Here is a 23,728-nt window from a genome sequence, read left to right as displayed (position 1 = left end):
CGGGCCTTTTTGATTTAGAAATCCAGATTTTCGACGCTTAGGGCGTTATTCTGAATGAACTCGCGTCGTGGTTCCACCACGTCACCCATCAGCTTGGTAAACAGGTCATCTGCGTCGGCCAGATCTTCGACTTTTACTTGCAAAAGCGTCCGCGCATCCGGATCAAGTGTGGTTTCCCAAAGTTGGTCTGGGTTCATTTCTCCCAATCCCTTATAGCGCTGATAAGACAGACCTTTTTCGCCTTCTTCAAGAATAGCTTTCAACAGATCAAGCGGTCCATAGATCGCTTGCGACCTGTCTTTGCGGACCAGTGTTGCAGGCAGGTTGTAGACGTCTTGCAATGATTTGGTGAAGGACCCAGTGCGACGTGCTTCGCCCGAACGCAGCATTGTACCATCCAGTGTGCGAACCTCTTCCACGCCGCGCAAAATGCGGGCCAAACGCATGCCTTTGTCCTGGGTGATCCGACCGGCCCAACCACGTTCCCATTCCAATGCGATGAGGTCGAGGCGTTTGGCCACGCGGTCCGCGGTACCCTGCAAATCGCTGTCGACAACACCGGGTACAAACGCGCCTGCGATGGCGGCCTGTTCAAGGATGTGACGCGGGTAATGCGTTGGAAACGCGTCTAAAACCCGCTTGAGTTGACGTGCTTCGTCGACAACGCGTTTCAGGTCCGCGCCAAGAATCTCCTCGCCGTTTCCTTGCCGTAAGATCGCACCATCGATGCCCTGTTCGATCAGGTAATCTTCCATTTCGGTTTGATCTTTGAGGTAAACTTCAGACTTACCGCGCGACACTTTGTAGAGCGGGGGCTGCGCGATGTAGAGGTAGCCGCCTTCAATCAGTTCCGGCATTTGACGGAAGAAGAATGTCAGCAACAGCGTCCGGATGTGCGCCCCGTCGACGTCCGCATCGGTCATGATGACGACCTTGTGGTAGCGCAGTTTATCTATGTTGAACTCGTCACGGCCGATGCCCGTTCCGAGCGCCATAACGAGGTTACCAATTTCCTGACTGCCGAGCATTCGGTCAAAACGGGCGCGTTCGACGTTCAGGATTTTACCTTTAAGCGGTAGGATGGCTTGCGTTTGACGGTCACGACCCGTTTGGGCGGACCCGCCAGCGGAGTCACCCTCCACCAAGAAGACTTCGGTTTTGGATGGGTCTTTTTCAGAGCAATCCTTGAGCTTACCCGCTAAGAAATTGACATCCATCGGATTTTTGCGCCGCGTCAGTTCGCGGGCCTTGCGGGCCGCTTCACGCGCCAATGCTGCCTCGACGATCTTTCCAACGATTTGCTTGGCTACGTTAGGATTTTCTTCAAACCATTCTGACAGTTTTTCCCCAACGAGGGATTCTACCGCTGGCCGCACCTCGGAGGACACGAGTTTATCTTTGGTTTGAGAGGAGAATTTAGGATCAGGTACTTTGACAGACAACACGCATGTAAGGCCTTCACGGGCATCGTCCCCGGTGAAGCTAACCTTTTCCTTCTTCGCGATACCTGATGACTGCGCGTAGGCGTTGATTGTCCGCGTCAGCGCGCCACGGAAGCCCGCCATGTGCGTGCCGCCATCGCGTTGTGGAATGTTGTTTGTGAATGGCAGGACCATTTCGTTGTAGCTATCGTTCCACCACATCGCGACTTCTACGCCGATGTCGTCCTTTTCGCCGACGACATAGATGGGTTCTTCCATGACCGCTGTTTTTGAGCGGTCGAGGTATTTCACAAACTCTTTTACGCCACCGTCGTAGTACAAATTCGCTTCAAGAGGTTCCGCAGGACGTTCGTCTTTCAAAATGATACGCACGCCAGAGTTTAGGAATGCCAGCTCGCGCAAGCGTTTTTCGAGCGTATCAAACGAATAGTCGAGGTTTGAGAACGTGTCAGTCGAAGCAAGGAAACGAACCTCTGTCCCTTTGCGGCCGTTTGCTGGGCCCACAACTTCGAGCGATTTTGTGGTCACGGATTCTTCGAAACGGCAGTAATGTTCTTTGTCGTCACGCCAAATGCGCAGTTCCAGCCAATTGGACAGCGCGTTTACAACTGAAATACCCACGCCGTGCAGACCGCCGGACACCTTGTAGGAGTTGCTGTCAAATTTACCACCGGCATGCAGCTGGGTCATGATGACTTCGGCCGCTGAAATGCCTTCTTCCTTATGCATATCGACGGGGATGCCGCGGCCATTATCACCGACGGAAACAGAGTTATCGGCGTGGATCGTGACGCTAACGTGGTCGGCGTGCCCTGCCAACGCTTCGTCAATTCCGTTGTCCACGGCTTCGTAGACCATGTGGTGCAAACCAGACCCATCGTCGGTGTCACCAATGTACATGCCTGGCCGTTTGCGAACCGCATCTAAGCCCTTGAGAACCTTGATGGAATCGGCGCCGTATTCAGCGTTGTTCGGCTGGTCGTCAGACATATATATTATCCCGTGTATTTACCCCCAAAATATATGCTTTTTCGGGGGCAATGTCACGCGTTTGCCGCTACATTTTGTGTCATGCGAAAGGGATAATCAGACCGACGCCAATCAGCAAAAGACCAGCGATGATGTTAGTCCGTTTCAGGGCTGTTGGCGACGTCAAAAGCGCGCGGGCTTTGCCGATGAACAGAGCCAAAGTCAGGTTGCCGATTAGTGGTACGATAAAGGACAGGGTGCAGATTGCTGCGATGTCATAGCCCGTCACCGCTGTCAGATCAAAGAACCCGGGCAGCATACCCATATAGAATAAAACCGCCTTTGGGTTTCCCAAGATAACGGCGAGCCCAGCGATAAATCCAGCCCACATACCGGGTTTTGTGAGACGGCTATCACTTGCAATGGTCTTGTCCGCGTGCCGAATAAGCAGCACACCCATGGCGATAAACATGACGCATGCGACCCAACTGATCGCTTGGAGTATTCCGCCATACAGGGAAATAAGCCAAGTCAGTCCAAAGATCGCGACAAGGGGCCAAAGGACGTCGCCGATTACCACACCAAGGGCGAGTGGCCACGCCCCGTTAAAACCGCCAGATAGCGTGCGTGCGATCAGTGCGACCCAAACAGGACCGGGCGTTAGGAATAGAACAAACAAGGCACCTGCGTAAAGCAGCAGGTCGGCTGGGGAAAGCGTCATGCAGTTGGTGCCTCGTCCGGTAAAGTTTGAATGCCGTCGTCATCAAGTTTCCAGAACGGGTTAAACGCAACTTCCCACGGATGACCGTCCGGATCAGCGTAATAGCCTGAATAGCCGCCCCAAAAGACCTGTTCAGGTGCTTTAAGTGCAGTTGCCCCGGCGGCCAGCGCATGCGCATAGGCTTCGTCAACTTCGGCTTCGTTGCGGAAATTTTGTGCAAGAGTCATCGCGCCTGTGCCGAGCTTTGCTTCTGGTCGCCCTTGATCTTCAGCGAGCGGTTCGATCCCGAATAGCCCCAGAACTGCACCATGTAACTGATAGAAAATCACCTGACCTGGTACTTCGTCTTTGGGTGTCCAGCCAAGGTCCCCGTAGAATTTCCGCGAAACTGCGAGATCTGCGACGCCAAGCGTGATGAGGCTGACCCGCTGTACCGGAAGTTTTGTCATGGTGCGTCCCTTTGTGTGACTGTTGATGCGCCAGTGTCGTCTCCGACTTCGATGAATTGCGCACGGTGGCCCAGTTCGCCGAATAATTCTGGCCCCGTGCCAGTCATCCAAGCTTGCGCGCCCAATGTGCAGATTTCATCATAAAGTGCCGCGCGACGACCGGCGTCAAGGTGCGCTGCGACCTCATCAAGCAACAAGATGGGCGGTGCGCCGAAATCCCGTGTCAGTGCCCGCCCATTCGCCAAAATGAGCGAAATCAGCAGCGCTTTTTGTTCACCTGTTGAACAGTCTTTCGCTAGGACGCCTTTTTCCGCATAGGTCGCACCCAGATCAGAGCGGTGTGGACCATGCAGCGCGCGTCCCGCGGCCAAATCACGCGGTCGGTTCTGGGCGAAAGCATCGACAAGCGCGGCTGGATCCCCCGGCGTTTCGCAACCGCCGTCAGGATTAGTAAGCGACAGATCCGCAGTCGGGAACGCGGTCGTGGCGTTGGCCTGTGCGGTGTTTAATTCATTGATCGTGTTTGTTCGGTTTGTGTGGATCACGGCGCCCGCTTCGGCCATCTGCCGTTCAAGGGCGACGTACCAATGCGGGTCGCGCACCATGTCCTTTAACAGCCGGTTGCGTTCGCGCATGGCCTTTTCATAGGACAGCACAGCTTCGGCGTGGGACGGTGTGAAGCTAAGCGTAGCACGATCCAGAAAACGCCTGCGTCCTTCGGCCCCTTCTATCCAGAGACGATCCATCGACGGCACCAGCCACAAGATGCGTGCGATCCGACCTAGGGCGGTCTGGGGTGATGTCTTTTCATCAATCCGCACTTGGCGCGATTGCGTGGGTTCGGCGAAAGTGCTGATTTCGTGTGTCTGGTTCAGCGATTGCAGGACTGCCGTGATTTTCCAGCCAAGCGACTCAGGCCTACGGATTAGATCGTCCATGCCTGCCCGCCGCAGACCCCGACCAGGGGACAGCATCGAAACGGCTTCGATCAGATTGGTCTTTCCAGCCCCGTTTGCGCCGTAGATGGCCACAGGTCGCGCGTCGACCTCCAGTACCGCACGGCGGTGCGACCGGAAATGGGACAACGTGAGTTCAGAGAGCGCGAGCATCGCTGAACCTTACGTGCAGATGATGGCTTGGCAAGGTGTCCGCGTCACACGCGCATTGGCATAACGACGTAAATCGCAGTGGTGTCATTGCCTTCGCGCATCAACGTTGGATCGCCTGATGAGTTGAACATGAACACCGCGTTTTCACGGTCGACTTGGCTCGCAATTTCGAGCAAGTATTTGGCGTTAAAGCCAATTTCGAGCCGTTCGTCGCCATATGCCACAGCCAGTTCTTCTTCGGCTGCACCGCTGTCTGGTGCATTGACGGACAGAACAAGACGGTCTTCATCGAGCGATAGTTTCACAGCGCGTGACCGTTCAGAAGACACGGTTGCCACACGATCGACGGCCTTTGCGAATTCTGCTGCATCGACTTCGAGTTTGCGTGTGTTTCCTGTCGGAATAACACGCGTGTAATCTGGGAAGGTGCCGTCGATGACCTTCGAGGTCAGCGTGATCGTAGGTGTCGCGAACCGGATCTTAGTTTCAGATACGGACACGGCGATCTGCATGTCGTCGTCGTCAAGCAGCTTGCGCAATTCGCCAACGGTTTTGCGGGGTACGATGACCCCAGCCATGTCTGCCGCACCTTCAGGCAATTCCGCGTCGATCCGCGCAAGGCGGTGGCCGTCGGTTGCAACGCAGCGCAGCACCTTACCGCCGTCCGCGTCGGACACGTGCATGTAGACACCGTTTAGGTAGTAGCGTGTTTCTTCGGTCGAAATCGCGAACTTGGCTTTGTCGAAAAGACGGCGCAGCGTCGGCGCAGGGGCCGAGAAATTCGCGGCGTATTCGGATGATGCCATGACGGGAAAATCTTCTTTTGGCAGTGTCGCCAAAGAGAAATTCGACCGACCTGCTTCAATCGTCAAACGGCCAGATGCGCCATCTTCGGTCAGCGTGACCAAGGCACCGTCAGGCAATTTGCGTACGATCTCGTTCAGCGTGACGGCGGCAACCGTGGTCGCGCCAGCGCGTTCGACCTTGGCAGGTGCTTTGTCGACAACTTCGATATCAAGATCGGTCGCGCGGAACATCACATCATCGCCATTGGCTTCGATCAAGACGTTCGCAAGGATCGGAATCGTGTTGCGTCGTTCAACGACGGATTGTGCTTGTGCCACGGCCTTCAGCAATGCCGCCCGTTCAATACTGAATTTCATGTCCCATGCTCCGCAATTAGGCGTGCTTTGTGCCGCCGGGAGTTGAAAACTATCCTATATCCCAGCAGGCTCAAGCGTTTTGTTGGACTGTTGCCGCGTTGAGGGGCAGCGTCAAGGCGTGGGCGGCTTATTCCGACAAAGCGCGACGTAGAAGTTCCACATCATCAGCCATTTGACTGTCGGTTGCTTGCAATTCTTCGATCTTTTTCACGCCGTGCATAACGGTTGTATGATCGCGACCACCAAAACGACGCCCGATTTCTGGCAAGGACCGGCTTGTCATGGTTTTCGCAAGATACATCGCGATTTGCCGCGGACGTGCCAAGGTGCGCACCCGCTTTGGCCCGATCATATCAGACAGGCGGATGTTGTAGTGCTCAGATACCTTGCGCTGGATTTCTTCGACCGTGACCTTGCGATCAGATGCTTTCAGAACATCAGCCAAGCAGTCTTGGGTCAGCTCAAGGTTGATTTCGCGACCGACCAGCGATGCGAATGCGAATAGGCGGGTCAAAGCGCCTTCCAGCACGCGCACGTTTGTGCTGATCCGGTGAGCAAGGAATTCGAGAACGCCGTCGGCCATTTCGATGCCTTGATACATCGGCGCGTATGCTTCGGCTTTGGCCTGAAGGACACCAAGACGCAGTTCATAGTCGGTCGGGTGTAGGTCAACGACAAGACCACATTGCAGGCGGGATTTTATCCGCTCTTCTAGGTCCTTAATTTCGCCCGGAGCACGGTCAGCAGATATGATGATCTGTTTGCCAGCGTCGACGAGCGCGTTGAACGTGTGGAAGAATTCTTCTTGCGTGCTGTCTTTGCCTGCAAGAAACTGAACGTCGTCGACCATCAGAATGTCGACAGAGCGGAACAAATCCTTAAAATCCATCATTTTGCGATCACGCAGGGCCGTAATGAAACGATACATGAACTGTTCGGCGGACAGGTACAGAACGTTCAGATGCGGCTGCTGACTGCGCAGTTCATGTGCGATAGCGTGCATCAAGTGCGTTTTGCCAAGGCCAACGCCACCATAAAGGAACAGTGGATTAAAGCTGACGGGGCCACCTTCGGCGACACGACGAGCGGCGGCATGGGCAAGTTCGTTTGGCTTGCCGACAACGAATGTGTCGAACGTAAACCGTTTATCAAGACCGGCAGTGGATGCTTCGGCACGTGGTGCTGCTGATGGCGTGCGGACGTCTTTTGTGACAGCTGCTGCGCGACGTTCGCCGCCAACCGCAAAACTAAGGCGGTCGATGCTTTGATCTGCTTCGCGCATCTTATGCAGAATCAGATCAGAGAAATTTTGTTTGACGTAGTTACCGATAAAAGTCGTCGGCGCGTTTAAGGTTACGACGCCACCATTCAGCCCGCCGAACTCTAATGGTTCGATCCAATTGGAATAGCTGTTTGCGCCAAGAACCTCTTCTAAAGTTCCAAGTACACGTGCCCACGTATCGTTCGTCATTTAATTCGGTGTCCCACTGTCTTTTGTCGTCACGAGCCCCCACAGCCCGCGTTTATTACTCTTTAGACAAGCGTTTCCGGAGCGGCTGCCATCGAGCAGCCGTCGCAAACAACTTGCATTCTGCGGTGAAATCTTTGAAGCGCCAGGCAGCGCAGGATTCACGAACAGTACATTCTTGAAGACAGACAACTTCCACCGCACAAGCGGCTTCACATCGACACAAACCTGACCTCGGTGCTTAGTTTGCCCTAAGCATCGTTTCTTGGCTGCATGAGAAAGGCCCTTGTTACGATTGGCAGTTTTGGCGCTGCAACAAAGACGGGTTTCTCTCATGTCCCCCCGTGCGACCCGAGTCGCATGCACAAGTTACCAATCCACACATGGCCATTTCAACAGAACAACGGTCTTGACTCTAAGTGGACCCGAAAAGAATCTATGACGCCCCGCGAAGGCCTTTGGAATTGCTGGATTTGCACGTTCAAATAGAAAAGGCGCGCCGATACGGGCGCGCCTTTGATAAGCTCTTGCTGGTGACATTTCGACAACGATTCTATCGTCGCCGATGTCTGGCTGATTTAGCCGAGCGCCTTCACACGGGAAGACAAGCGGGACATTTTGCGTGCCACTGTGTTCTTGTGGAAAACGCCTTTTGTCACGCCACGCATCAGTTCTGGCTGTGCAATTTTCAGTGCTGCTTGTGCTGCTGCTTTGTCGCCGGATGCGATTGCTTCTTCAACTTTGCGCAGCTCTGTGCGGATGCGTGAACGGCGCATTTTGTTGATTGCGAAACGTGCTTCGTTCTGACGGGCGCGTTTTTTTGCCTGTGGTGAATTCGCCATGATGCGTACCTTTGTCTAAGCCCTATGATCGGGCAATTGAATATCGTCTGCGCAATCAGCCCGACCGGGTTTTAGAACCGGCTGATTCTGGCCAAAGCGGGCCTCACACGCATTTCTGAAGCGGCGTATAGGCATATTTCCCTCGGAAAGGAACCCCTAAACGCCGCTTGAGTTCTTACTTGTCGCGGAACTGTGCTTCGCGCTTTTCTTGGAAGGCGGCCATCCCTTCGGATTGGTCTTCTGTCGCGAACAAGGACTGGAAAAGCCGACGTTCGTAGTTAACGCCTTCGGCCAGTGTCGTTTCGTAGGACCGGTTGACGGCGTCTTTTGCGGCAATGGTCGCGATCTGCGATTTTTCAGTGATCTTGACGGCTGCTGCCCGTGCTTCATCCAGCAGCTTTTTGGCAGGCACAACACGGCTGACAAGGCCTGAACGTTCAGCTTCTTCGGCGTCCATGAAACGCCCTGTCAGGTGCATATCCATTGCTTTGGATTTACCTACGAACCGTGTCAGGCGCTGCGTCCCACCGATACCGGCGATGACGCCAAGGTTAATTTCGGGCTGGCCGAATTTGGCGTTATCAGCGGCAATGATAAAATCGCACATCATAGCAAGTTCACAACCACCACCCAGAGCGTAGCCCGCAACAGCGGCAATGATTGGTTTGCGTGTATTGTTGAAACGCGTGGCTTCTGGCGTGAAGAAATTTTGCATGAACATGTCAACGAAGGACTGATCTGCCATTTCAGTGATGTCAGCGCCTGCTGCGAACGCTTTGGGCGATCCTGTGATGATGATGCACCGCACCTTGTCGCTCTTGTCCGCGTCTTCCAAAGCTGAGCAAACCTCGCCCAGCAGTTTCTGATTCAACGCGTTCAGCGCATCTGGGCGGTCCAGCGTGATGGTGGCGACGTAATCTGTCACATCAACGTTGATCGTCTCATAAGCCATGCAAAGCAGTCCAAGTTGTTTCTCAGACCCCTGTTGTTGGCGAAACTTTCACAGCGGATCAAGCTATCTTTGGCATTGCGGACAAAAGAAACTTGAGCGTCCCGATTGCACGATTCGCGCAATGTGTTTGGTACAACCAGGGTTTACGCAGCGTTCACTTTCGCGGTCATATACTTGAAAACCATGCTGAAAATAGCCCAATTCCCCGTCTGCCTGCCTGTAGTCTTTCAACGATGATCCGCCTGCTGCGATGGCTTCTTCCAGCACTGCACGAATAATGGGCACGAGTCCCGCCACCCGCATTGCCGCGATTTGTCCGGCTTTGCGTTTAGGGTGAATGCCTGCGCGAAACAGCACTTCGCAGACATAAATATTACCAAGGCCAGAGACGATTCTTTGGTCCAAAAGCGCAGATTTGATCGGCGTATTTCGATTGCTGAGGCGCTCGACAAGATACGAATCGTTAAAACCGTTGCTGAGTGGTTCGGGGCCTAGGTCGCGGATTAGCCAATGATCGTCTTGTGCGTCGGTTTGCATCAAATCCATCGCACCAAAGCGGCGTGCGTCGTTGAATGTGATCCGTACGCCGCTATCCAAATGCAGAACAACATGGTCATGTTTGGCTGGGGCAGGGTGTTCGTGATGGAAATCACCGACAGTATGCCCTGAAATCAGCATGCGCCCAGACATGCCGAGGTGGATCAGCAAGCTTTCCTGACTGTCCAAATCGACGAGGATGTACTTCGATCGTCGGCGCAGGCCGAGCACCCGCCGACCCGTCAGTCGTTCGGACATGTTTTCAGGGAAAGGCCAGCGCAAATCAGGCCTGTTCACATCGGCTTGCGCGATCACGGCACCTTCCATCACAGGAGCCAAACCGCGACGGACTGTCTCGACCTCTGGTAATTCCGGCATGGCGTGCTTTCCTTATGGTGTGCGGACGTTGTATGCCGCGAGTGGCGTCCTATACTTGGGGCGAAGAATAGAGGACGGCAAGCCCATGACAGACGACAAAACCACGCATTTTGGGTTCGAAACTGTTCGTGAAGAAGAAAAAGCAGGGCGTGTGCAAGGCGTGTTTTCTTCGGTCGCGTCAAAATATGATGTGATGAACGATGTTATGTCGGTCGGTATCCACCGTATTTGGAAAGATGCGATGATGGATTGGCTTGCCCCACGTCCCGGTCAAAAGCTGCTCGATGTTGCCGGTGGTACTGGCGACATTTCGTTCCGTTTTCTAAAACGCGCGGGTTCCGGCCATGCGACAGTGCTTGATCTGACTGAACCTATGTTGGTCGAAGGCCGCAAGCGCGCCGAGGCCGATAATATGTCGGACAGCCTGGATTGGGTTGTTGGTGACGCGATGGCGTTGCCGTTCGAAGACAATACGTTTGATGTTTACACAATCTCTTTTGGCATCCGGAACGTGACCCGCCCGCAAGAAGCGCTGAATGAAGCGTTCCGCGTTTTGCGCCCCGGTGGCCGGTTGATGGTGCTGGAGTTTTCGCAGTTGCCGAACCCGATGATGCAGGCTGCCTATGACGCCTATTCGTTCAATGTGATCCCCAAAATGGGCAAGCTGATTGCGAACGATAGTGAGAGTTATCAATACCTTGTCGAATCTATTCGTAATTTTCCTGATCAAGAAACCTTCTTGGGCATGGTGCGCGCTGCCGGGTTCGAAAATGCGAAATATCGTAACATGACGCTTGGCGTGGCGGCGCTGCATTCCGGATGGAAGCTCTAGATGCGTGGTCCACACAATATTATTCGTTTGATCCGAACTGGCGCTACTTTTGAGCGTACAGGCGCAATGAAGGTTGTGCTTGAAGCACTCGATGCGCCGCCGTTGGTGAAAGGGGTGTTTCGGACGATTGTTTGGCCGTTTCAATGGCTTGGGTACAAAGGTGACGTGAACGTCCCGCCTGTCCCGCGGGCATTGACGGCGCTGGGGCCAGCTTACATCAAATTCGGGCAGATCCTGTCGACGCGTCCTGACGTTGTCGGTAATGACATGGCAATCCAGTTGCGTGTCTTGCAAGACAAATTGCCGCCGTTTTCGATGAAAGAGGCGAAAGACGAAATCGAACGGGAACTTGGCCAAACAGTGGATCAGCTGTTTTCGACGTTCTCTGAACCAGTGGCTGCTGCATCTTTGGCGCAGGTTCACAAAGCCCACTTGGCCGAAACCGGAGACGCGGTGGCGATCAAGGTTCTACGGCCGGGGATCGAAAAAGCATTCCGCAAAGACATCGACGCATTCTATTTTGCGGCCAAAACCATCGAAATATTGTCGCCATCGTCGCGGCGTCTGCGTCCAATGGAGGTGATTACGCACTTTGAAGGCGTCGTGCTGGGCGAGCTTGATTTGCGTTTGGAATCCTCAGCCGCGTCGGAATTCGCCGACAACACGGCCGAAGACGCTGGTTTTTCTGTCCCTCGTGTTCGGTGGCATCTATCCGGACGGCGCGTCATGACGCTTGATTGGGCCGAAGGCGTGAACGCGGGTGACAATGATGGGATCGACGCCGCTGGTCATAGTCGCGAACAACTTGCGACTCGGGTGTTACAGATGTTCCTGAACCACGCGTTGCGGGACGGCTATTTCCACGGCGACATGCATCAGGGAAACCTGAAAATTGGAGCGAACGGCGATATCATCGCATATGATTTCGGAATCATGGGGCGTATCGATGAATACACGCGCCGCGTCTACGCCGAAATTCTGTACGGGTTTATTCGTCGTGATTACAAACGTGTGGCGGAAGTCCATTTTGAGGCGGGATATGTGCCAGCCAATCGGGACGTTGATGAATTCGCCCGTGCCCTGCGTGCGGTGGGCGAACCCATCTTTGGCATGGATGCGACCAGAATTTCGATGGCGCGGCTTTTGTCGTATCTTTTCGAAGTGACGGAACGCTTCGGAATGGAGACGCGGACCGAACTGATCCACTTACAGCGCACAATGGTTGTGGTGGAAGGCGTCGCGCGATCCATGAACCCGAAGATGAACATCTGGGAAGATGCGCGTCCGATTGTCGAGGCGTACATCAAAGACAGCATCGGTCCAAAAGCTGTTCTGCAGGATTTGATGAAAACCGCAGTAGTCTTGTCTCGGTACGGTTCACGGTTGCCTGCAATGGCCGAAGCGGCGGTTATCCGGCAATCCAATCCGGATCACGTACCGGAACCAAGTCGCCGTCGCGCCTCTATCGGGTACTTCCTTGCAGGGGTTGGCGGGACGGCGTTCATTGGTTGGATACTGCAAACGATCTAAGTATTTGCTGCGCGGATGGCAGACACGTCACTTGCCGGCACGGTTGACCCGCCTTCGAAAACGACAAGCGTATCGCCTGCAGGCGTTTTTTGTACTTCCCGAACGGTGGCATAGACGGCGGCTTGTGTTGTTTCGACTAAGGTGTCGCCATCGAAGCTTTCGATGTCGAAGCTGTATAGTCCCGACGCGAACGGAACACCGTTTGCGTCCACGCCGGCCCATTCAATGGGTTCGTCGGACGTTGGTTGGGTGAAGCGTGCAACTTCAAAGCCTGTCGCGTCTTTAACAACGACATCCATTTCCGTTGCGCTATCTGCAGGCGAAGGAAACAGCGTCACAGGCGCCCCGCTAAATTGAACTGCCGTGGCTGCGCGCGCCTCTTTGCCAACCCAATCAGCCATTTGTGCGATACCTGACAAGCCCAACTGAGCCTTCAAATCCTTTAGGATATCGTTGGTTTGGACCTGTTGTTCCACGTTCGAAAATGTGGCGAGCTGAACAGCATAGTCTGAAGAATCGACGGGATTGAGAGGATCTTGATTTTGCATTTGCACAGTCAGCATTTTCAAAAAAGTTTCAAAATCTGAACTGATTTCACTCGCAGACTCGGTCGGTGGTGTGATGACGTTTTGAGCTGCAGTACTGGTTTGGGTGTTTGTTATTTCCATTCTGTCCTCATAGGCGTAGGTCGAGACGCTCGTCAGGCGCGCTATCGATATGACGTTGTTCCGGTTGAGCTAAGCCGGTTGGTTCGACCTTACTCGGTCCATCTGCTTCAACTCGATCTCTAAAATTGTCTTGGCCGGGACCGTCGCCGCTGAACTCGAAGGTCATCGATTCATACCCCAAGGCTCGGAATTCTTGGGCGAGCTCTGTGATGTGTCGGCGCATAATTTCCGCCGTTTCTGGGCGTTCTGCCAGAATAGTCATTGCCATAACGCCATCCGCATTGCGCAATGACATCCGGACAGGGCCCAATTCTTCTGGGTTCAGGCGAATCGTTGTTGATCCGTCGTTTTGTTTTGTAATTTGGGCGGCGAGCTGCTGTGCAATGCTTTTTGCCTCGTAATAATTCAAGTTTTGGATTACCTGAGCTTGTGGTGGTGACGAGACATGTTGCCGTGATCCAGTCTCGGCTAATCCAAATGGTTCGATTGCTGCAGGCATAAACTGCGGCCCATCACCATCGCCCAAAAGGATTGGCGATTGATTGGTTCTGGAATTTGGGTTTCCGGTAATTCCGATTTTGACTGGTGTGTCCGATACGCTCACGCGCTGGAGCGTCGCGCTGCGTTGGTTTATCTCTGCCAATTGTTTATCGGGACCAGGCTTTTCCGGTTCTTGGGCGTATTTAGAGAGGTGCTTGTCGGAGGTATTTTCAGTAACCATTCGAATCGGCGCGACCGTATCTTTTTGCGTATCGGTCTTCGTCTGAGATTGGTGAGGCTCTGGCCCCGCTGGTCGTGCCTTTGCGGTTTCGATGCGCTGTAACGCATTGGGTTGGGTCGGATGGATATTGGGGCGCACACTTTTGCCATCTTCGTTCGGGACTGGCTTTTGTTGAAGCGTTTCTGTGGTGCTAATTTTTTGATTTTCTTGTATGGACGCAGCGATGCGTCGCTCTGCGGCGCTGGTCGGATTTGCAGGATAGTCGCTTCCCTTGATTTTCTCATCATGCTTCTGACTGAACGTAGCCGGTTCTTTGATATTCTTGGGCTGCGGTACGCCAGTATCAGCGTGAGCTGCCTTGGAAATCGGCTGATTGGTGGAGTGTTGCTGTTGCGTCGGTAGTATTTCCGCTAATTCTTTCAGATTAAATGGTGTGGTCGAGGTCGGTTCACTTAATTTGTTAACGATTTCGTGGGAGACCGGAACATCGCTTGGAGGTCGCTGAGACAAAATATTTCTGTGATCGGATGCCATCGGATGTTTAGGCTTATTGTCAGCCATAATTTGTTCAAAGTTGACCGAAGCGATTGAAGAATCGCCTTCCACGTCAATTGAAACGATAACAGCCGCTCTCGTTGCGCTATCCGTCAGAAGTTTAGTGTTTGCAATATCTGTCATCGGTTCTCCGACACTTGGTCGCCTCTTCATTGCAGCAGTTGATTACTAAATCTTTACCGAAATGGCGAATATTCACCTGAAATGATGGAGAATCGAATGTTGATTAATGATACTCAAATTTCGCATAGCGGAAGCCCACCAATGAACGATAATCGTCAATTAAATGATCTTCGAGACATAGTCGTAAAGCTTGAAGCTACATTTATTTCTGAAATGTTGAAGTCCGCAGGTGTTGGGGATTCTCGAGGCGATTTTGGCGGTGGAGCAGGTGAAGAGCAATTCGGTTCATTTTTACGAGATGCGCAGGCGCTTGAGCTGGCAAAAAGTGGGGGGTTGGGGTTGTCTGAGACGCTATTTGAAGTAATGAAGGGACGCTTTGATGACCTCAAATCAGATTGATGAACTGCTTGGGCTTCTTGAAAAAGAGAGGCAGGCCGCGCTTACAGTTGATCTCGACGGGCTGGCGGATTTTGCGAAGCAGAAGGAATTGCAAATCTCCCAATTGGATATTTCAGTTCTAAATAGCGAGAATTCTGAAAAGGTAGGGAGTGAGCTGCGCCGAAACCAAGCCATCCTTGCTGCAATGATCAAGGGTGTTCAGTCCGCTCGTAGTCATCTGAAGCAGAGTTGTGTGAGTCCGGAGGAAGTGAATATCTATAATAAATCTGGATCGCTTCAGGTTGTACACGAACCGCAAATGCGAAATTCCAAAAAATTCTGACTTTTATTCAATTTTGACCGAATGTATTTTTGATCGTTAATTACTTGTTCAAGATAGTGTTGGCATAAGAGCTGCAATCCAGAACGGACAATCCGCGAAATGCGAATTGTAAATCGTCAGAACGGCGTAGTTAGCCGATCCGATAGGGTCGAAATCCTAAATCATGCGCAAAAGGCGCAAACAAAGGGCCCAAAAATATGTCCAGTATTTTGACTAACAATAGCGCGATGGTGGCACTTCAAACACTGAAGTCAGTCAATAGCAATCTAGCTGATACTCAATCTGCGATTTCCACAGGTAAATCCGTAGCGAGTGCGAAAGACAACTCGGCCGTATGGGCGATTTCCAAAGTAATGGAATCCGACGTCAAAGGTTTCAAAGCGATATCCGAAAGCCTGTCGCTTGGGCAATCTACTGTTGCGGTGGCCCGCAACGGTGCGGAAAAAATCACAGACTTGCTGAACGATATTAAAGGTAAGGTGATTTCCGCTAACGAAGAAAACTTCGACGGTGACAAACTCCAGGCGGATCTTGCTTCGCTTCGCGATCAGATTACTTCGATCACAGGCGCTGCCCAATTCAATGGTCTAAACTTGCTAGGCAACAAGGACGGTGGCACCGATTTGGCGACGTCCTTGGCCAAAGTTGGCAGTTCGGAAGTGAATGTCTTGTCCTCGCTGGATCGGTCAGCAGATGGCAGCGTTGCATCCTCAACGATCACTGCGCAAAAAGCTGACCTGGGGACGCAAGCCCTAACACTCGGGACAGGAACGGATATCGCGGCGACCGCAATGGTCGTTTCCGGTGCTGCAGCCGTAAGCGGTGGCACGGCAACAATCACAATTGCCGGCGATACCGCGGCATCCCGCGGTGGTAACGCCGTACTTGCGGGTGATAGCTACCAACTGACAGCGGCCTCATTGGGGACGAGCGAGGATGTTGAGTACGTAGCGCGCGATGGTGATACCTTGACGGACATCGCCAAGGCACTGGAAGCGCGTGCCTCTTTCCAAGCTAAGTCTGACGGCCTGGATATTGAATTCTCTCGTTCTGGTGCGACACTGACGCTGACGAATAACAGCACGACCGCAGTAACGGCCGTTGGTGCTGTAACGTCGGCTGGTACAGCTGGCGGCGGGCTTGAATTGCTAGATAAGGTCGATGTTTCAACGTTGGATGGCGCCAAGGCTTCACTCGCTGCTTTCGAAAGCCTCGTCCAGACTTCTATCGATGCGGCTGCTCAGTTTGGTTCGACCGAAGGTCGTATTGAAATCCAAAGTGAATTCGTTTCGTCGCTTTCAGACAGCTTGAAGTCGGGTATTGGCGCTCTCGTCGATGCGAATATGGAGGAGACGTCAGCTCGCTTGCAGGCGCTGCAGGTTCAGCAACAGCTTGCGGTTCAATCGTTGTCAATTGCGAACCAGGCTCCTCAGTCCATTCTGTCACTATTCAGATAAACGCATGGTACGGGGAGGGGCGATTTGTCGCCCCTCCCTTTCATTAGTCGGAAACGGTAGCGCCGTTTGCCGCTTCGTTTCGTATCGGAAGGACCTACCGTGAACGCAGTTGAACTTGCTCGGCAGGCTTATGCCCCCACCAACAATCCATTGAAGTCTGAGCGTAGTATTGAAGCGCAGGTCATCGGAAAAATTACCGCCAAGCTCCGCTTAGCTGCGGTTCGTCGTGAAAGTGATTTCCCCGCATTTGTTGATGCACTCAGTAAGAATAGGAAGCTGTGGAATTTGCTAGCCACTGATGTTGCAGGTGTGAAGAACGATTTAACACCTACGCTAAGAGCTCAAATTTACTACCTTGCGGAGTTTACAGATTTACACACCGCGAAGGTACTGAGAGGTAATGCAACTGCTGACGCCCTTGTCGAGATCAATACTTCGATTATGCGCGGGTTGAACATTGGGCAGGGCAACTAGATGTCCGGGCTGGTATTAAAACTTAACCCTAAGGAACGTGTTTTGGTGAACGGCGCGGTCATCGAGAATGGCGATAGACGCAGTCGACTGTCAATTCTAACCCCGAATGCAAATATATTGCGCCTTCGTGACGCGCTACGGCCGGATGAAGTTAACACACCTGTTCGAAGGGTATGTTATGTCGCGCAGCTCATTTTGTCTGGTGACGCCTCGGTGGACGAGGCGAAAATACAAATTCTTAACGGCATAGAACAACTTAGCCAGGCTCTGAGAGACCCTGATAGTCGGGAGCAACTATCTGCGGCCACAGATGCAATCAGAAAAAATGATTTTTATCGGGGATTGAAGGCCTTGCGCACGTTGCTTCCAAGGGAAGAACGGTTGCTTGCGGTGCATCCGCAATGACTTTTCAACCTATCGTTCCAACGAGCGGTTACGCAGGATGGTTATTCCTAGAACGTACTTTGGAGCAGCAACAGGAAACATTTGATGAAAGTTTCCCTGTTAAAAGAGCCACTGACTATTTTAGAGAAAATATATCTGATGTCCAAACAGCGGAACAGTTAGTTAATGACCGCGAATTACTTTCAGTTGCTTTGGGCGCATTCGGACTATCCGATGATCTTGACAATAAGTACTTTATTCAAAAAATATTGGAAGACGGTACAATTGACGATGGTGCGCTAGCAAACAAGTTATCGGACAGTCGATATGCCGAATTTTCGAGGGCGTTTGGTTTTGGCGACTTTTCAATTCCGCTGACGGCGACTTCTGTTGTTTCCGACAGTATTATTGACAGGTATCAGCGGCAATCTTTTGAGGCCGCTGTTGGAGAACAGGATAACCAGCTCCGATTGGTTCTTAATGTGGATAAGGCGATCGATGATGTAACATCTTCGGCTAGTTCGACCGACGCGCAGTGGTTTTCGTTACTAGGCAATGCGCCCCTACGTGAGGTAGTTCAAACTGCTTTAGGTCTGCCAAGCGAAATAGCGAGCGTAGATATTGATCAACAACTTGAGACATTTAAAGATCGCGCTGAATCCATATTCGGAACAGATGATGTAAATGAGTTCAACTCGGACGAGCTTCAGGAAAAAATGATACGCTTGTTCTTAATCCGATCGTCAGTCAGTGCCGGTGCCGGAATATCAAGCGGAAGTATTGCGCTGACCCTGCTGGGCAACCAATAAACGATACCTTCAAGGCGTGATGTTGGGTATCGTGCGGTTCAATGCGTCGAAATGTTGGGAAACCCCTCGGTTGTCCCGAACCGCCAGATAAGTTTCGAGGCCTTCATGGTACTCAATCGCTTCATCGACCTTTTTGTCTGAGCCCTTCACGTAGAGTCCAGCTTGTATCATTAGTTCAGCGTTCTTGTAGTTACTCATGTGTTCTCGCGCCCTTGCGATCAGGGCATTTTCATGCCGTTCCGCAGCCGCGGGCAGGGATCTAGAGACGGACCGCAGTACGTCAATCGCTGGGAAACGTCCTTTTTCTGCTATTTCTCGCTCCATCACAACGTGACCATCTAAAATCCCTCGTAAGATATCGGCAATAGGTTCTTCCATGTCGGATCCGGCGACCAATACAGAGAAAATAGCTGTAATATCTCCAGACGTTTCTGTTCCGGGCCCCGCTCTTTCGCACAGATTTGCGACTATCGGGACCATTGATGTGGGGAAGCCTCTTAATGAAGTTGGTTCTCCGGCAGCAACGGCAATTTCTCGATGTGCTTCGCAAAACCGGGTCACTGAATCGGCAAACAGCACTACATGCATTCCCTTGTCTCTGAAGTGTTCAGCAACGGCCATTGCAGAAAGGGCGCAGCGGTACCGCAACTGAGGTGCCCTATCAGAGGTCGCAGCGACGACGATTGCGCGTTTCATCCCCTCGGGCCCAAGAACATTCTCGAGAAAGTGTACAAGTTCTCGCCCGCGTTCGCCTATGAGCGCGATGACAATCAGATCAGCAGAAATACTTCTGGCGAGATCCGCGATCAACGTCGATTTACCGACACCGGAACCTGCAAAAAGGCCGATCCTTTGTCCTCTGACTAAAGGCAAGAAGGTGTTAAAAACCGCGAGCGACGTTTCTAATCGTTTGCCCATTTGCCGTCGGGCATGTGCCGGTGGTGGAGCACGACGTAAAGATGCAATTTGCGTGCCCTGTACGAGCGGCAGCCCATCCAGAGGGTGACCGTCTGGATCGATGACCCTTCCGATCCAGCTGTCGTCAGGCGCGAAACGGACGGGTTGATTGAGTTGCACACGGTCGCCCAATTTGACGCCTTCTAAGTCATCGTCGACGAGAACGTGAACTTTGCCGTTGGTCATGCGGATGATTTCGCCATTTACGCGCCGTTCCCCCGACAATATCGAAATCGGATCGCCAAGCCCCGCAAGTTGCGAAAGTCCGGAAACTTGAACCGCTGATCCGCTAATTTCTGCAATTCTTCCAATGGGATGCGTTGGCGTCAGCGTCTGAATGGCGTGAGCGACGTTGTCGAGAAATGTATTGTTCATCGTGATCCTTTGGATTTGAGACAACTTCTTTTTAAGGAATCACCGTTAAAGCTTCGTTGAAGTCACACGAGGGAGAACCCCGATGTATCAAAATCTAGACTTATTTCAGACATCCGGCGCAATGGCGCGACATGCCGGAAGCCGTCAGGCCGTCGTCGCACAAAACATTGCTAATGCAGACACGCCGGGATTTCGCGCATTGCAGGTCCCGTCATTTTCGGAAGCTGTCAAAAACAGCGGCGTCGGCGCGATGAAGATGACGCGATCCAATCATTTGCACGGCGACACTAAAGCGGCGGTGGTCGCAAGAGTGATAGAGTCCGCTGCGGAACCTGCACCCAACGGAAACTCTGTTTCGATCGAAGATGAAATGCTCCACTCTGTTGAAGTCACACGAGAGCATTCACGCGCGCTCGCTATTTATCGCCACGGCCTAACCGTCATCCGTGCAACGTTAGGGCGCTAGATAATGGCGTATGACTTTTCAGAAGCGATGTCCGTCGCATCAAGTGGCATGAAAGCGCAGGCGAGTCGTTTGCGCCATGTTTCCGAAAACATCGCGAATACCGATACGCCCGGATATCGCCGAAAAACGGTATCGTTCGAAGAGACGTTGCGCGGGCCTGATCAAGGAACTGTCGAAATTGGCAACGTCCGCCTCGACCAAAGCAACCTCAATCGCGTTTTTGACCCCAACCATCATTTGGCAGATGAGAATGGCTTTTACGATGGATCAAATGTGAATCTGCTCATTGAAATTGCAGATGCCCGTGAAGCGCAACGCAGCTACGAGGCGAACCTCAAAATGTTCGACCAAGTTCGACAAATGTCGACGTCACTCATGGATTTGCTCAGAAGATAAGGAATAGTCAGAATGGATATTCGAAACACAATCGCCGCTCAGAATTATGCTGCGACCAAAGCCGTTACAGGCGCTGACCCCGCTGCGGCAGGAGGCGTAGTTTTCGACACAGCAAAGGACTTCATCTCTACGCTGCAACAAAGCGAAGCGACGGCGGTCTCTGCGATGACAACCGGTGCGGACCCCCATTCGTTGGTACAGGCCTTGGCGCAGACGGAACTTGCCGTTCAATCTGTCGTGGCCGTGAGGGACAAGGTTGTTGAGGCATATCAAGAACTGCTGCGGATGCCGATCTGATGATGTCCGAAGCCCTGTTTTATGACACGTTGAGAGCTGGCCTTTGGACTGCCTTTGTCGTGTCAATTCCGATTTTGACAGTTGCGTTGACGGTCGGGCTTGTCATTGGCCTGTTCCAAGCGCTGACGTCAATTCAAGAAATGACGCTGACCTTTGTGCCGAAACTTGGCGCAATCGTAGCGGTCTTTTGGGGGACGATGGGGTTCATGTCAGAAACACTTGTTAGCTTTTTTCAGGCGACTTTGATGCCCGTCATAATCGGAGGTTAGTGATGGATAATGCGACCTATGCTGCGCTTACCCGCCAGTCGGGATTGGCGAATGAATTGCGTGTCGTTGCCAATAATATCGCGAACGCGTCTACGACAGGTTTTCGTGCGGAAGGCGTAGTCTTTTCCGAATACGTCAACGTACTCAGCAATGATCACGACTCCCTATCGATGGCGAGCGCGCGCGTTCGTGAAACCAACGACGCGCAAGGGCTATTGAAACAGAGCAATGCGACATTTGATTTGGCTATCGAAGGCGAAGGTTTTTTTCTCGTCCAGACACCGGCTGGTGAACGTCTGACTCGTGCTGGTCATTTTACACCCAATGCGAACGGCGACTTGGTGGATGCTGATGGCTTTCCGGTGCTGGATGCTGGCGGTGCGCCAGTGTTTGTTCCAACCGGTGCTGGCCCGGTCGGCATCGGGGCGGACGGGGTTATCAGCGCGGGTGGTCAGCTGGTTGGGCAGATTGGTGTTGTCGTGCCTACGAATCCACTTGGTTTGATCCGCGAAGGCGGCACACGTTTCGAGGCCCCGGACGGGTTTGATCCCGCACAAGAGGCGCGAGTTGTTCAGGGGTTTCTTGAAGGATCAAATGTGAATCCCACGCAGGAAATCGCGCGGATGATTGAAGTGCAACGCGCCTACGAGTTGGGCCAAAGTTTCTTGGACAAAGAAGACGAGCGTATCCGCGCCGTCATGCAGGCGTTAGGTCGCTAAAGGAGTATTAAGATGCGAGCACTACAAATTGCGGCTGCTGGTATGGCGGCTCAACAAACTCGGGTTGAAGTGATTTCAAACAACCTCGCGAACATGAATACGACTGGCTACAACGCGCGGCGTGCGGAGTTTGCTGACCTTCATTATCAACAGGTTGCCCGACCCGGGACGATAAACGCGACGGACGGAACTGTTCTGCCGACAGGTATTCAAATGGGTTTGGGGGTGCGACCAACAGCCGTTTCGATGATCTTGGCGCAAGGTACTGTCGCACAAACCGGCGGGGATCTAGATGTTGCGATCGAGGGGCGCGGATATCTTGAGGTCACGCTCCCGAATGGGACAGCCGCATATACGCGTGACGGCGGTCTGAAACGCACAGGTGATGGGCTGATTGTGACAACGGATGGTTATCCGGTTGTCCCCAATATTACGATTCCGCAAGAGGCCCAGTCGATTTCGATCAATGCCGATGGTGAAGTTTACGCATTCTTCAATGATCGTGTCGAACCGGAACAATTAGGCCAGTTGAATCTCGCTGGGTTCACAAATCCTAAAGGTCTTGAAGCCATCGGGTCTAACAATTTCTTAGAAAGCCCAGCATCTGGTCCCCCGACCATTTCCGCGCCGGGTGTCGATGGTCTTGGCACTTTCCGGCAAGGCTACGTTGAAGAAAGCTCGGTCGATCCAGTTAAAGAAGTGACCGACTTGATTGAGGCCCAGCGGGGGTACGAGCTGAACTCTAAGGTCATATCTGCAGCCGACCAGATGCTTGGCGCAACGGTGCAGATCCGATGATTAGAATGTTGGTCTGTCTCATCTTTAATGCTTCTATTGCCAGTGCAGATGTCTTGGTTGCTACTCGTGTAATCCCTGCAAATGCGGTTATTTCGGCCGATGATATACAATTGCGAGATGTTTCCGCGCCTAGCGGCATCCAAGACCCCAATCTGGTCATCGGAATGGAGGCGCGCAAAGCGCTATTCGCGGGGCGCCCGATATTGACTTCAGATATAGGCGTCCCGGCGGTTGTTGAGCGCAACCAACTGGTTCAGCTTGTTTTTCGTCGTAGTGGGTTGGTCATTAGGACCGACGGCCGTGCGATGGGGCGGGCGGGCCCCGGAGATATTGTACGTGTCATGAACCTCGCGTCGCGCTCTCTAGTAACCGCAAAAGTCGATGCAGAGGGTGTTGCTCATGTTTTGCAATAAAATTCCAATTTTGCACGCCCTTGCCACATTTTTTCTCTTCGCGGCATGTTCATCCACACCAATCGCAAGCGCCCCACCACTTACCAACCCAAACGCAACGCAAGAACGTTCGGCGTTTGCAGCGTTTCCAAGCCCGAACCGACTTCCTCCGGCTGCCATGCGAAATGTAACGTCGGCATCGCTCTGGTCTAGGGAAAGAGGTTCGCTGCTGGGTGATCGACGGGCTGTCGAAGCCGGTGACATTTTGACGGTGGTCATTGAGATCGACGAAAGTGCCGAAATTTCAAATGCATCTGACCGCGCGAGATCTGCCTCGCAAGATTTGGGGATTCCACAACTTTTTGGCCTTCCGCAGCGCATCGATAATGCAGCTCCTGAAGGAGCCTCGTTGGCTAGTGCCGTGTCGGTGAATTCGCAGAGTTCGTCAAACGGCAACGGAAGCGTAAGCCGAAATGAAAAGTTAGAGCTGAGAGTCGCTGCTGCGGTCGTGGATGTCTTGCCGAATGGTGTATTGAGCATCGTTGGCAATCAAGAAGTGCGTGTGAATTTTGAATTACGAGAGCTTCTAGTGACGGGGTTCGTACGTCCAGCTGACATCACACGTCAAAATGAAATCACATATGACAAGATTGCCTCAGCGCGCATTTCCTACGGAGGAAGAGGGCAGATTACCGACGTGCAACAACCGCGCTATGGTCAGCAGGCACTAGAAGCTATTCTACCGTTTTAAGAGG

Annotated in this window: 28 protein-coding genes; 16 read left to right on the top strand and 12 right to left on the bottom strand. The window is 52.7% G+C overall.

Annotated elements, in window-relative coordinates:
* Positions 1-14: 14 nt before the first annotated feature.
* The 9 genes from gyrB to mutM all read right to left on the bottom strand — a co-directional run bounded on the left by gyrB (position 15) and on the right by mutM (position 10,030).
* Positions 15-2,432 (bottom strand): DNA topoisomerase (ATP-hydrolyzing) subunit B, encoded by a 2,418-nt coding sequence (gene gyrB / locus MWU61_RS07770; protein WP_247127716.1) that lies wholly within the window; start codon positions 2,430-2,432, stop codon positions 15-17.
* Between the two features lie 79 nt (positions 2,433-2,511).
* Positions 2,512-3,132, bottom strand: coding sequence for a LysE family translocator (locus tag MWU61_RS07765; RefSeq protein ID WP_247127715.1), 621 nt, complete (start codon positions 3,130-3,132; stop codon positions 2,512-2,514).
* Positions 3,129-3,581, bottom strand: a complete 453-nt coding sequence (locus MWU61_RS07760) for a VOC family protein (RefSeq protein WP_247127714.1) — start codon at positions 3,579-3,581, stop codon at positions 3,129-3,131. The genes MWU61_RS07765 and MWU61_RS07760 overlap by 4 nt, the downstream gene beginning before the upstream one ends.
* Positions 3,578-4,690: a DNA replication/repair protein RecF gene (recF, locus tag MWU61_RS07755; RefSeq protein ID WP_247127713.1), complete on the bottom strand. Its 1,113-nt coding sequence runs from the start codon at positions 4,688-4,690 to the stop codon at positions 3,578-3,580. The genes MWU61_RS07760 and recF overlap by 4 nt, the downstream gene beginning before the upstream one ends.
* A gap of 44 nt (positions 4,691-4,734) precedes the next feature.
* Positions 4,735-5,853 (bottom strand): DNA polymerase III subunit beta, encoded by a 1,119-nt coding sequence (dnaN, locus tag MWU61_RS07750; protein WP_247127712.1) that lies wholly within the window; start codon positions 5,851-5,853, stop codon positions 4,735-4,737.
* A 127-nt stretch (positions 5,854-5,980) separates the two neighbouring features.
* Positions 5,981-7,324 (bottom strand): chromosomal replication initiator protein DnaA, encoded by a 1,344-nt coding sequence (dnaA, locus tag MWU61_RS07745; protein WP_247127711.1) that lies wholly within the window; start codon positions 7,322-7,324, stop codon positions 5,981-5,983.
* A gap of 575 nt (positions 7,325-7,899) precedes the next feature.
* On the bottom strand, positions 7,900-8,163 hold the full coding sequence (gene rpsT, locus MWU61_RS07740; protein WP_247127710.1) for a 30S ribosomal protein S20: 264 nt from the start codon (positions 8,161-8,163) through the stop codon (positions 7,900-7,902).
* A gap of 175 nt (positions 8,164-8,338) precedes the next feature.
* Positions 8,339-9,115 carry an enoyl-CoA hydratase gene (locus tag MWU61_RS07735; RefSeq protein ID WP_247127709.1) on the bottom strand — a complete coding sequence of 259 codons (777 nt, stop codon included), beginning with the start codon at positions 9,113-9,115 and terminating at the stop codon, positions 8,339-8,341.
* Positions 9,116-9,178: 63 nt separating this feature from the next.
* Entirely contained in the window at positions 9,179-10,030 is an 852-nt protein-coding gene (gene mutM, locus MWU61_RS07730; RefSeq protein WP_247127708.1) for a bifunctional DNA-formamidopyrimidine glycosylase/DNA-(apurinic or apyrimidinic site) lyase, read from the bottom strand.
* A gap of 85 nt (positions 10,031-10,115) precedes the next feature.
* Between mutM and ubiE the strand changes: the two genes are divergently transcribed.
* Positions 10,116-10,862 carry a bifunctional demethylmenaquinone methyltransferase/2-methoxy-6-polyprenyl-1,4-benzoquinol methylase UbiE gene (gene ubiE, locus MWU61_RS07725; protein ID WP_247127707.1) on the top strand — a complete coding sequence of 249 codons (747 nt, stop codon included), beginning with the start codon at positions 10,116-10,118 and terminating at the stop codon, positions 10,860-10,862.
* Positions 10,863-12,392 (top strand): 2-polyprenylphenol 6-hydroxylase, encoded by a 1,530-nt coding sequence (gene ubiB, locus MWU61_RS07720; protein WP_247127706.1) that lies wholly within the window; start codon positions 10,863-10,865, stop codon positions 12,390-12,392.
* Here the strand turns inward: ubiB and MWU61_RS07715 are convergent.
* Both MWU61_RS07715 and MWU61_RS07710 read right to left on the bottom strand, forming a co-directional pair.
* Positions 12,389-13,060 (bottom strand): flagellar hook capping FlgD N-terminal domain-containing protein, encoded by a 672-nt coding sequence (locus MWU61_RS07715; protein WP_247127705.1) that lies wholly within the window; start codon positions 13,058-13,060, stop codon positions 12,389-12,391. The two genes, ubiB and MWU61_RS07715, sit on opposite strands and share 4 nt — an antisense overlap.
* A gap of 7 nt (positions 13,061-13,067) precedes the next feature.
* Complete coding sequence (locus tag MWU61_RS07710) at positions 13,068-14,459, bottom strand: flagellar hook-length control protein FliK (RefSeq protein WP_247127704.1); 1,392 nt, start codon at positions 14,457-14,459, stop codon at positions 13,068-13,070.
* A gap of 96 nt (positions 14,460-14,555) precedes the next feature.
* Here MWU61_RS07710 and MWU61_RS07705 point away from each other — a divergent pair, with 96 nt between their 5' ends.
* From MWU61_RS07705 to MWU61_RS07680, 6 genes are all read left to right on the top strand, one after another.
* Positions 14,556-14,858, top strand: coding sequence for a rod-binding protein (locus tag MWU61_RS07705; protein WP_348645576.1), 303 nt, complete (start codon positions 14,556-14,558; stop codon positions 14,856-14,858).
* Positions 14,839-15,180 carry a hypothetical protein gene (locus MWU61_RS07700; RefSeq protein ID WP_247127703.1) on the top strand — a complete coding sequence of 114 codons (342 nt, stop codon included), beginning with the start codon at positions 14,839-14,841 and terminating at the stop codon, positions 15,178-15,180. Before MWU61_RS07705 ends, MWU61_RS07700 begins: the two co-directional genes overlap by 20 nt.
* A gap of 197 nt (positions 15,181-15,377) precedes the next feature.
* A complete protein-coding gene (locus MWU61_RS07695) occupies positions 15,378-16,637 on the top strand; it encodes a flagellin (protein ID WP_247127702.1) in 1,260 nt (419 codons plus the stop codon).
* Between the two features lie 99 nt (positions 16,638-16,736).
* Positions 16,737-17,111 carry a flagellar biosynthesis regulator FlaF gene (gene flaF, locus MWU61_RS07690; RefSeq protein WP_247127701.1) on the top strand — a complete coding sequence of 125 codons (375 nt, stop codon included), beginning with the start codon at positions 16,737-16,739 and terminating at the stop codon, positions 17,109-17,111.
* Complete coding sequence (flbT, locus tag MWU61_RS07685; RefSeq protein WP_247127700.1) at positions 17,112-17,516, top strand: flagellar biosynthesis repressor FlbT; 405 nt, start codon at positions 17,112-17,114, stop codon at positions 17,514-17,516. It abuts the gene before it with no gap.
* On the top strand, positions 17,513-18,304 hold the full coding sequence (locus MWU61_RS07680; RefSeq protein WP_247127699.1) for a DUF1217 domain-containing protein: 792 nt from the start codon (positions 17,513-17,515) through the stop codon (positions 18,302-18,304). Before flbT ends, MWU61_RS07680 begins: the two co-directional genes overlap by 4 nt.
* Before the next feature lie 9 nt (positions 18,305-18,313).
* Here MWU61_RS07680 and MWU61_RS07675 read toward each other — a convergent pair whose 3' ends face one another.
* Positions 18,314-19,636, bottom strand: coding sequence for a FliI/YscN family ATPase (locus tag MWU61_RS07675; RefSeq protein WP_247127698.1), 1,323 nt, complete (start codon positions 19,634-19,636; stop codon positions 18,314-18,316).
* 82 nt (positions 19,637-19,718) lie between these two features.
* On the opposite strand from MWU61_RS07675, the gene MWU61_RS07670 reads away from it, so the two are divergent.
* Genes MWU61_RS07670 through flgH form a run of 8 tightly spaced genes read left to right on the top strand, consistent with a single transcriptional unit; the run spans position 19,719 to position 23,724 of the window.
* Positions 19,719-20,102 (top strand): FlgB family protein, encoded by a 384-nt coding sequence (locus tag MWU61_RS07670; RefSeq protein ID WP_247127697.1) that lies wholly within the window; start codon positions 19,719-19,721, stop codon positions 20,100-20,102.
* 3 nt (positions 20,103-20,105) lie between these two features.
* On the top strand, positions 20,106-20,498 hold the full coding sequence (gene flgC, locus MWU61_RS07665) for a flagellar basal body rod protein FlgC (RefSeq protein WP_247127696.1): 393 nt from the start codon (positions 20,106-20,108) through the stop codon (positions 20,496-20,498).
* Between the two features lie 12 nt (positions 20,499-20,510).
* On the top strand, positions 20,511-20,795 hold the full coding sequence (gene fliE / locus MWU61_RS07660; protein ID WP_247127695.1) for a flagellar hook-basal body complex protein FliE: 285 nt from the start codon (positions 20,511-20,513) through the stop codon (positions 20,793-20,795).
* A complete protein-coding gene (locus MWU61_RS07655) occupies positions 20,795-21,064 on the top strand; it encodes a flagellar biosynthetic protein FliQ (RefSeq protein WP_247127694.1) in 270 nt (89 codons plus the stop codon). Before fliE ends, MWU61_RS07655 begins: the two co-directional genes overlap by 1 nt.
* 2 nt (positions 21,065-21,066) lie before the next feature.
* Entirely contained in the window at positions 21,067-21,783 is a 717-nt protein-coding gene (locus MWU61_RS07650) for a flagellar hook-basal body complex protein (RefSeq protein WP_247127693.1), read from the top strand.
* Between the two features lie 12 nt (positions 21,784-21,795).
* Positions 21,796-22,581 carry a flagellar basal-body rod protein FlgG gene (gene flgG, locus MWU61_RS07645; protein ID WP_247127692.1) on the top strand — a complete coding sequence of 262 codons (786 nt, stop codon included), beginning with the start codon at positions 21,796-21,798 and terminating at the stop codon, positions 22,579-22,581.
* Complete coding sequence (gene flgA / locus MWU61_RS07640) at positions 22,578-22,994, top strand: flagellar basal body P-ring formation chaperone FlgA (protein ID WP_348645575.1); 417 nt, start codon at positions 22,578-22,580, stop codon at positions 22,992-22,994. Before flgG ends, flgA begins: the two co-directional genes overlap by 4 nt.
* The gene (gene flgH, locus MWU61_RS07635; protein WP_247127691.1) at positions 22,981-23,724 is read left to right on the top strand and encodes a flagellar basal body L-ring protein FlgH; all 744 of its coding nucleotides are present in this window, start codon (positions 22,981-22,983) and stop codon (positions 23,722-23,724) included. Before flgA ends, flgH begins: the two co-directional genes overlap by 14 nt.
* Positions 23,725-23,728: the final 4 nt, after the last annotated feature.

Source organism: Loktanella sp. F6476L (assembly GCF_023015725.1).
Classification (GTDB): Bacteria; Pseudomonadota; Alphaproteobacteria; order Rhodobacterales; family Rhodobacteraceae; genus Yoonia.
This window is presented reverse-complemented; position numbering and strand designations above follow the sequence as displayed.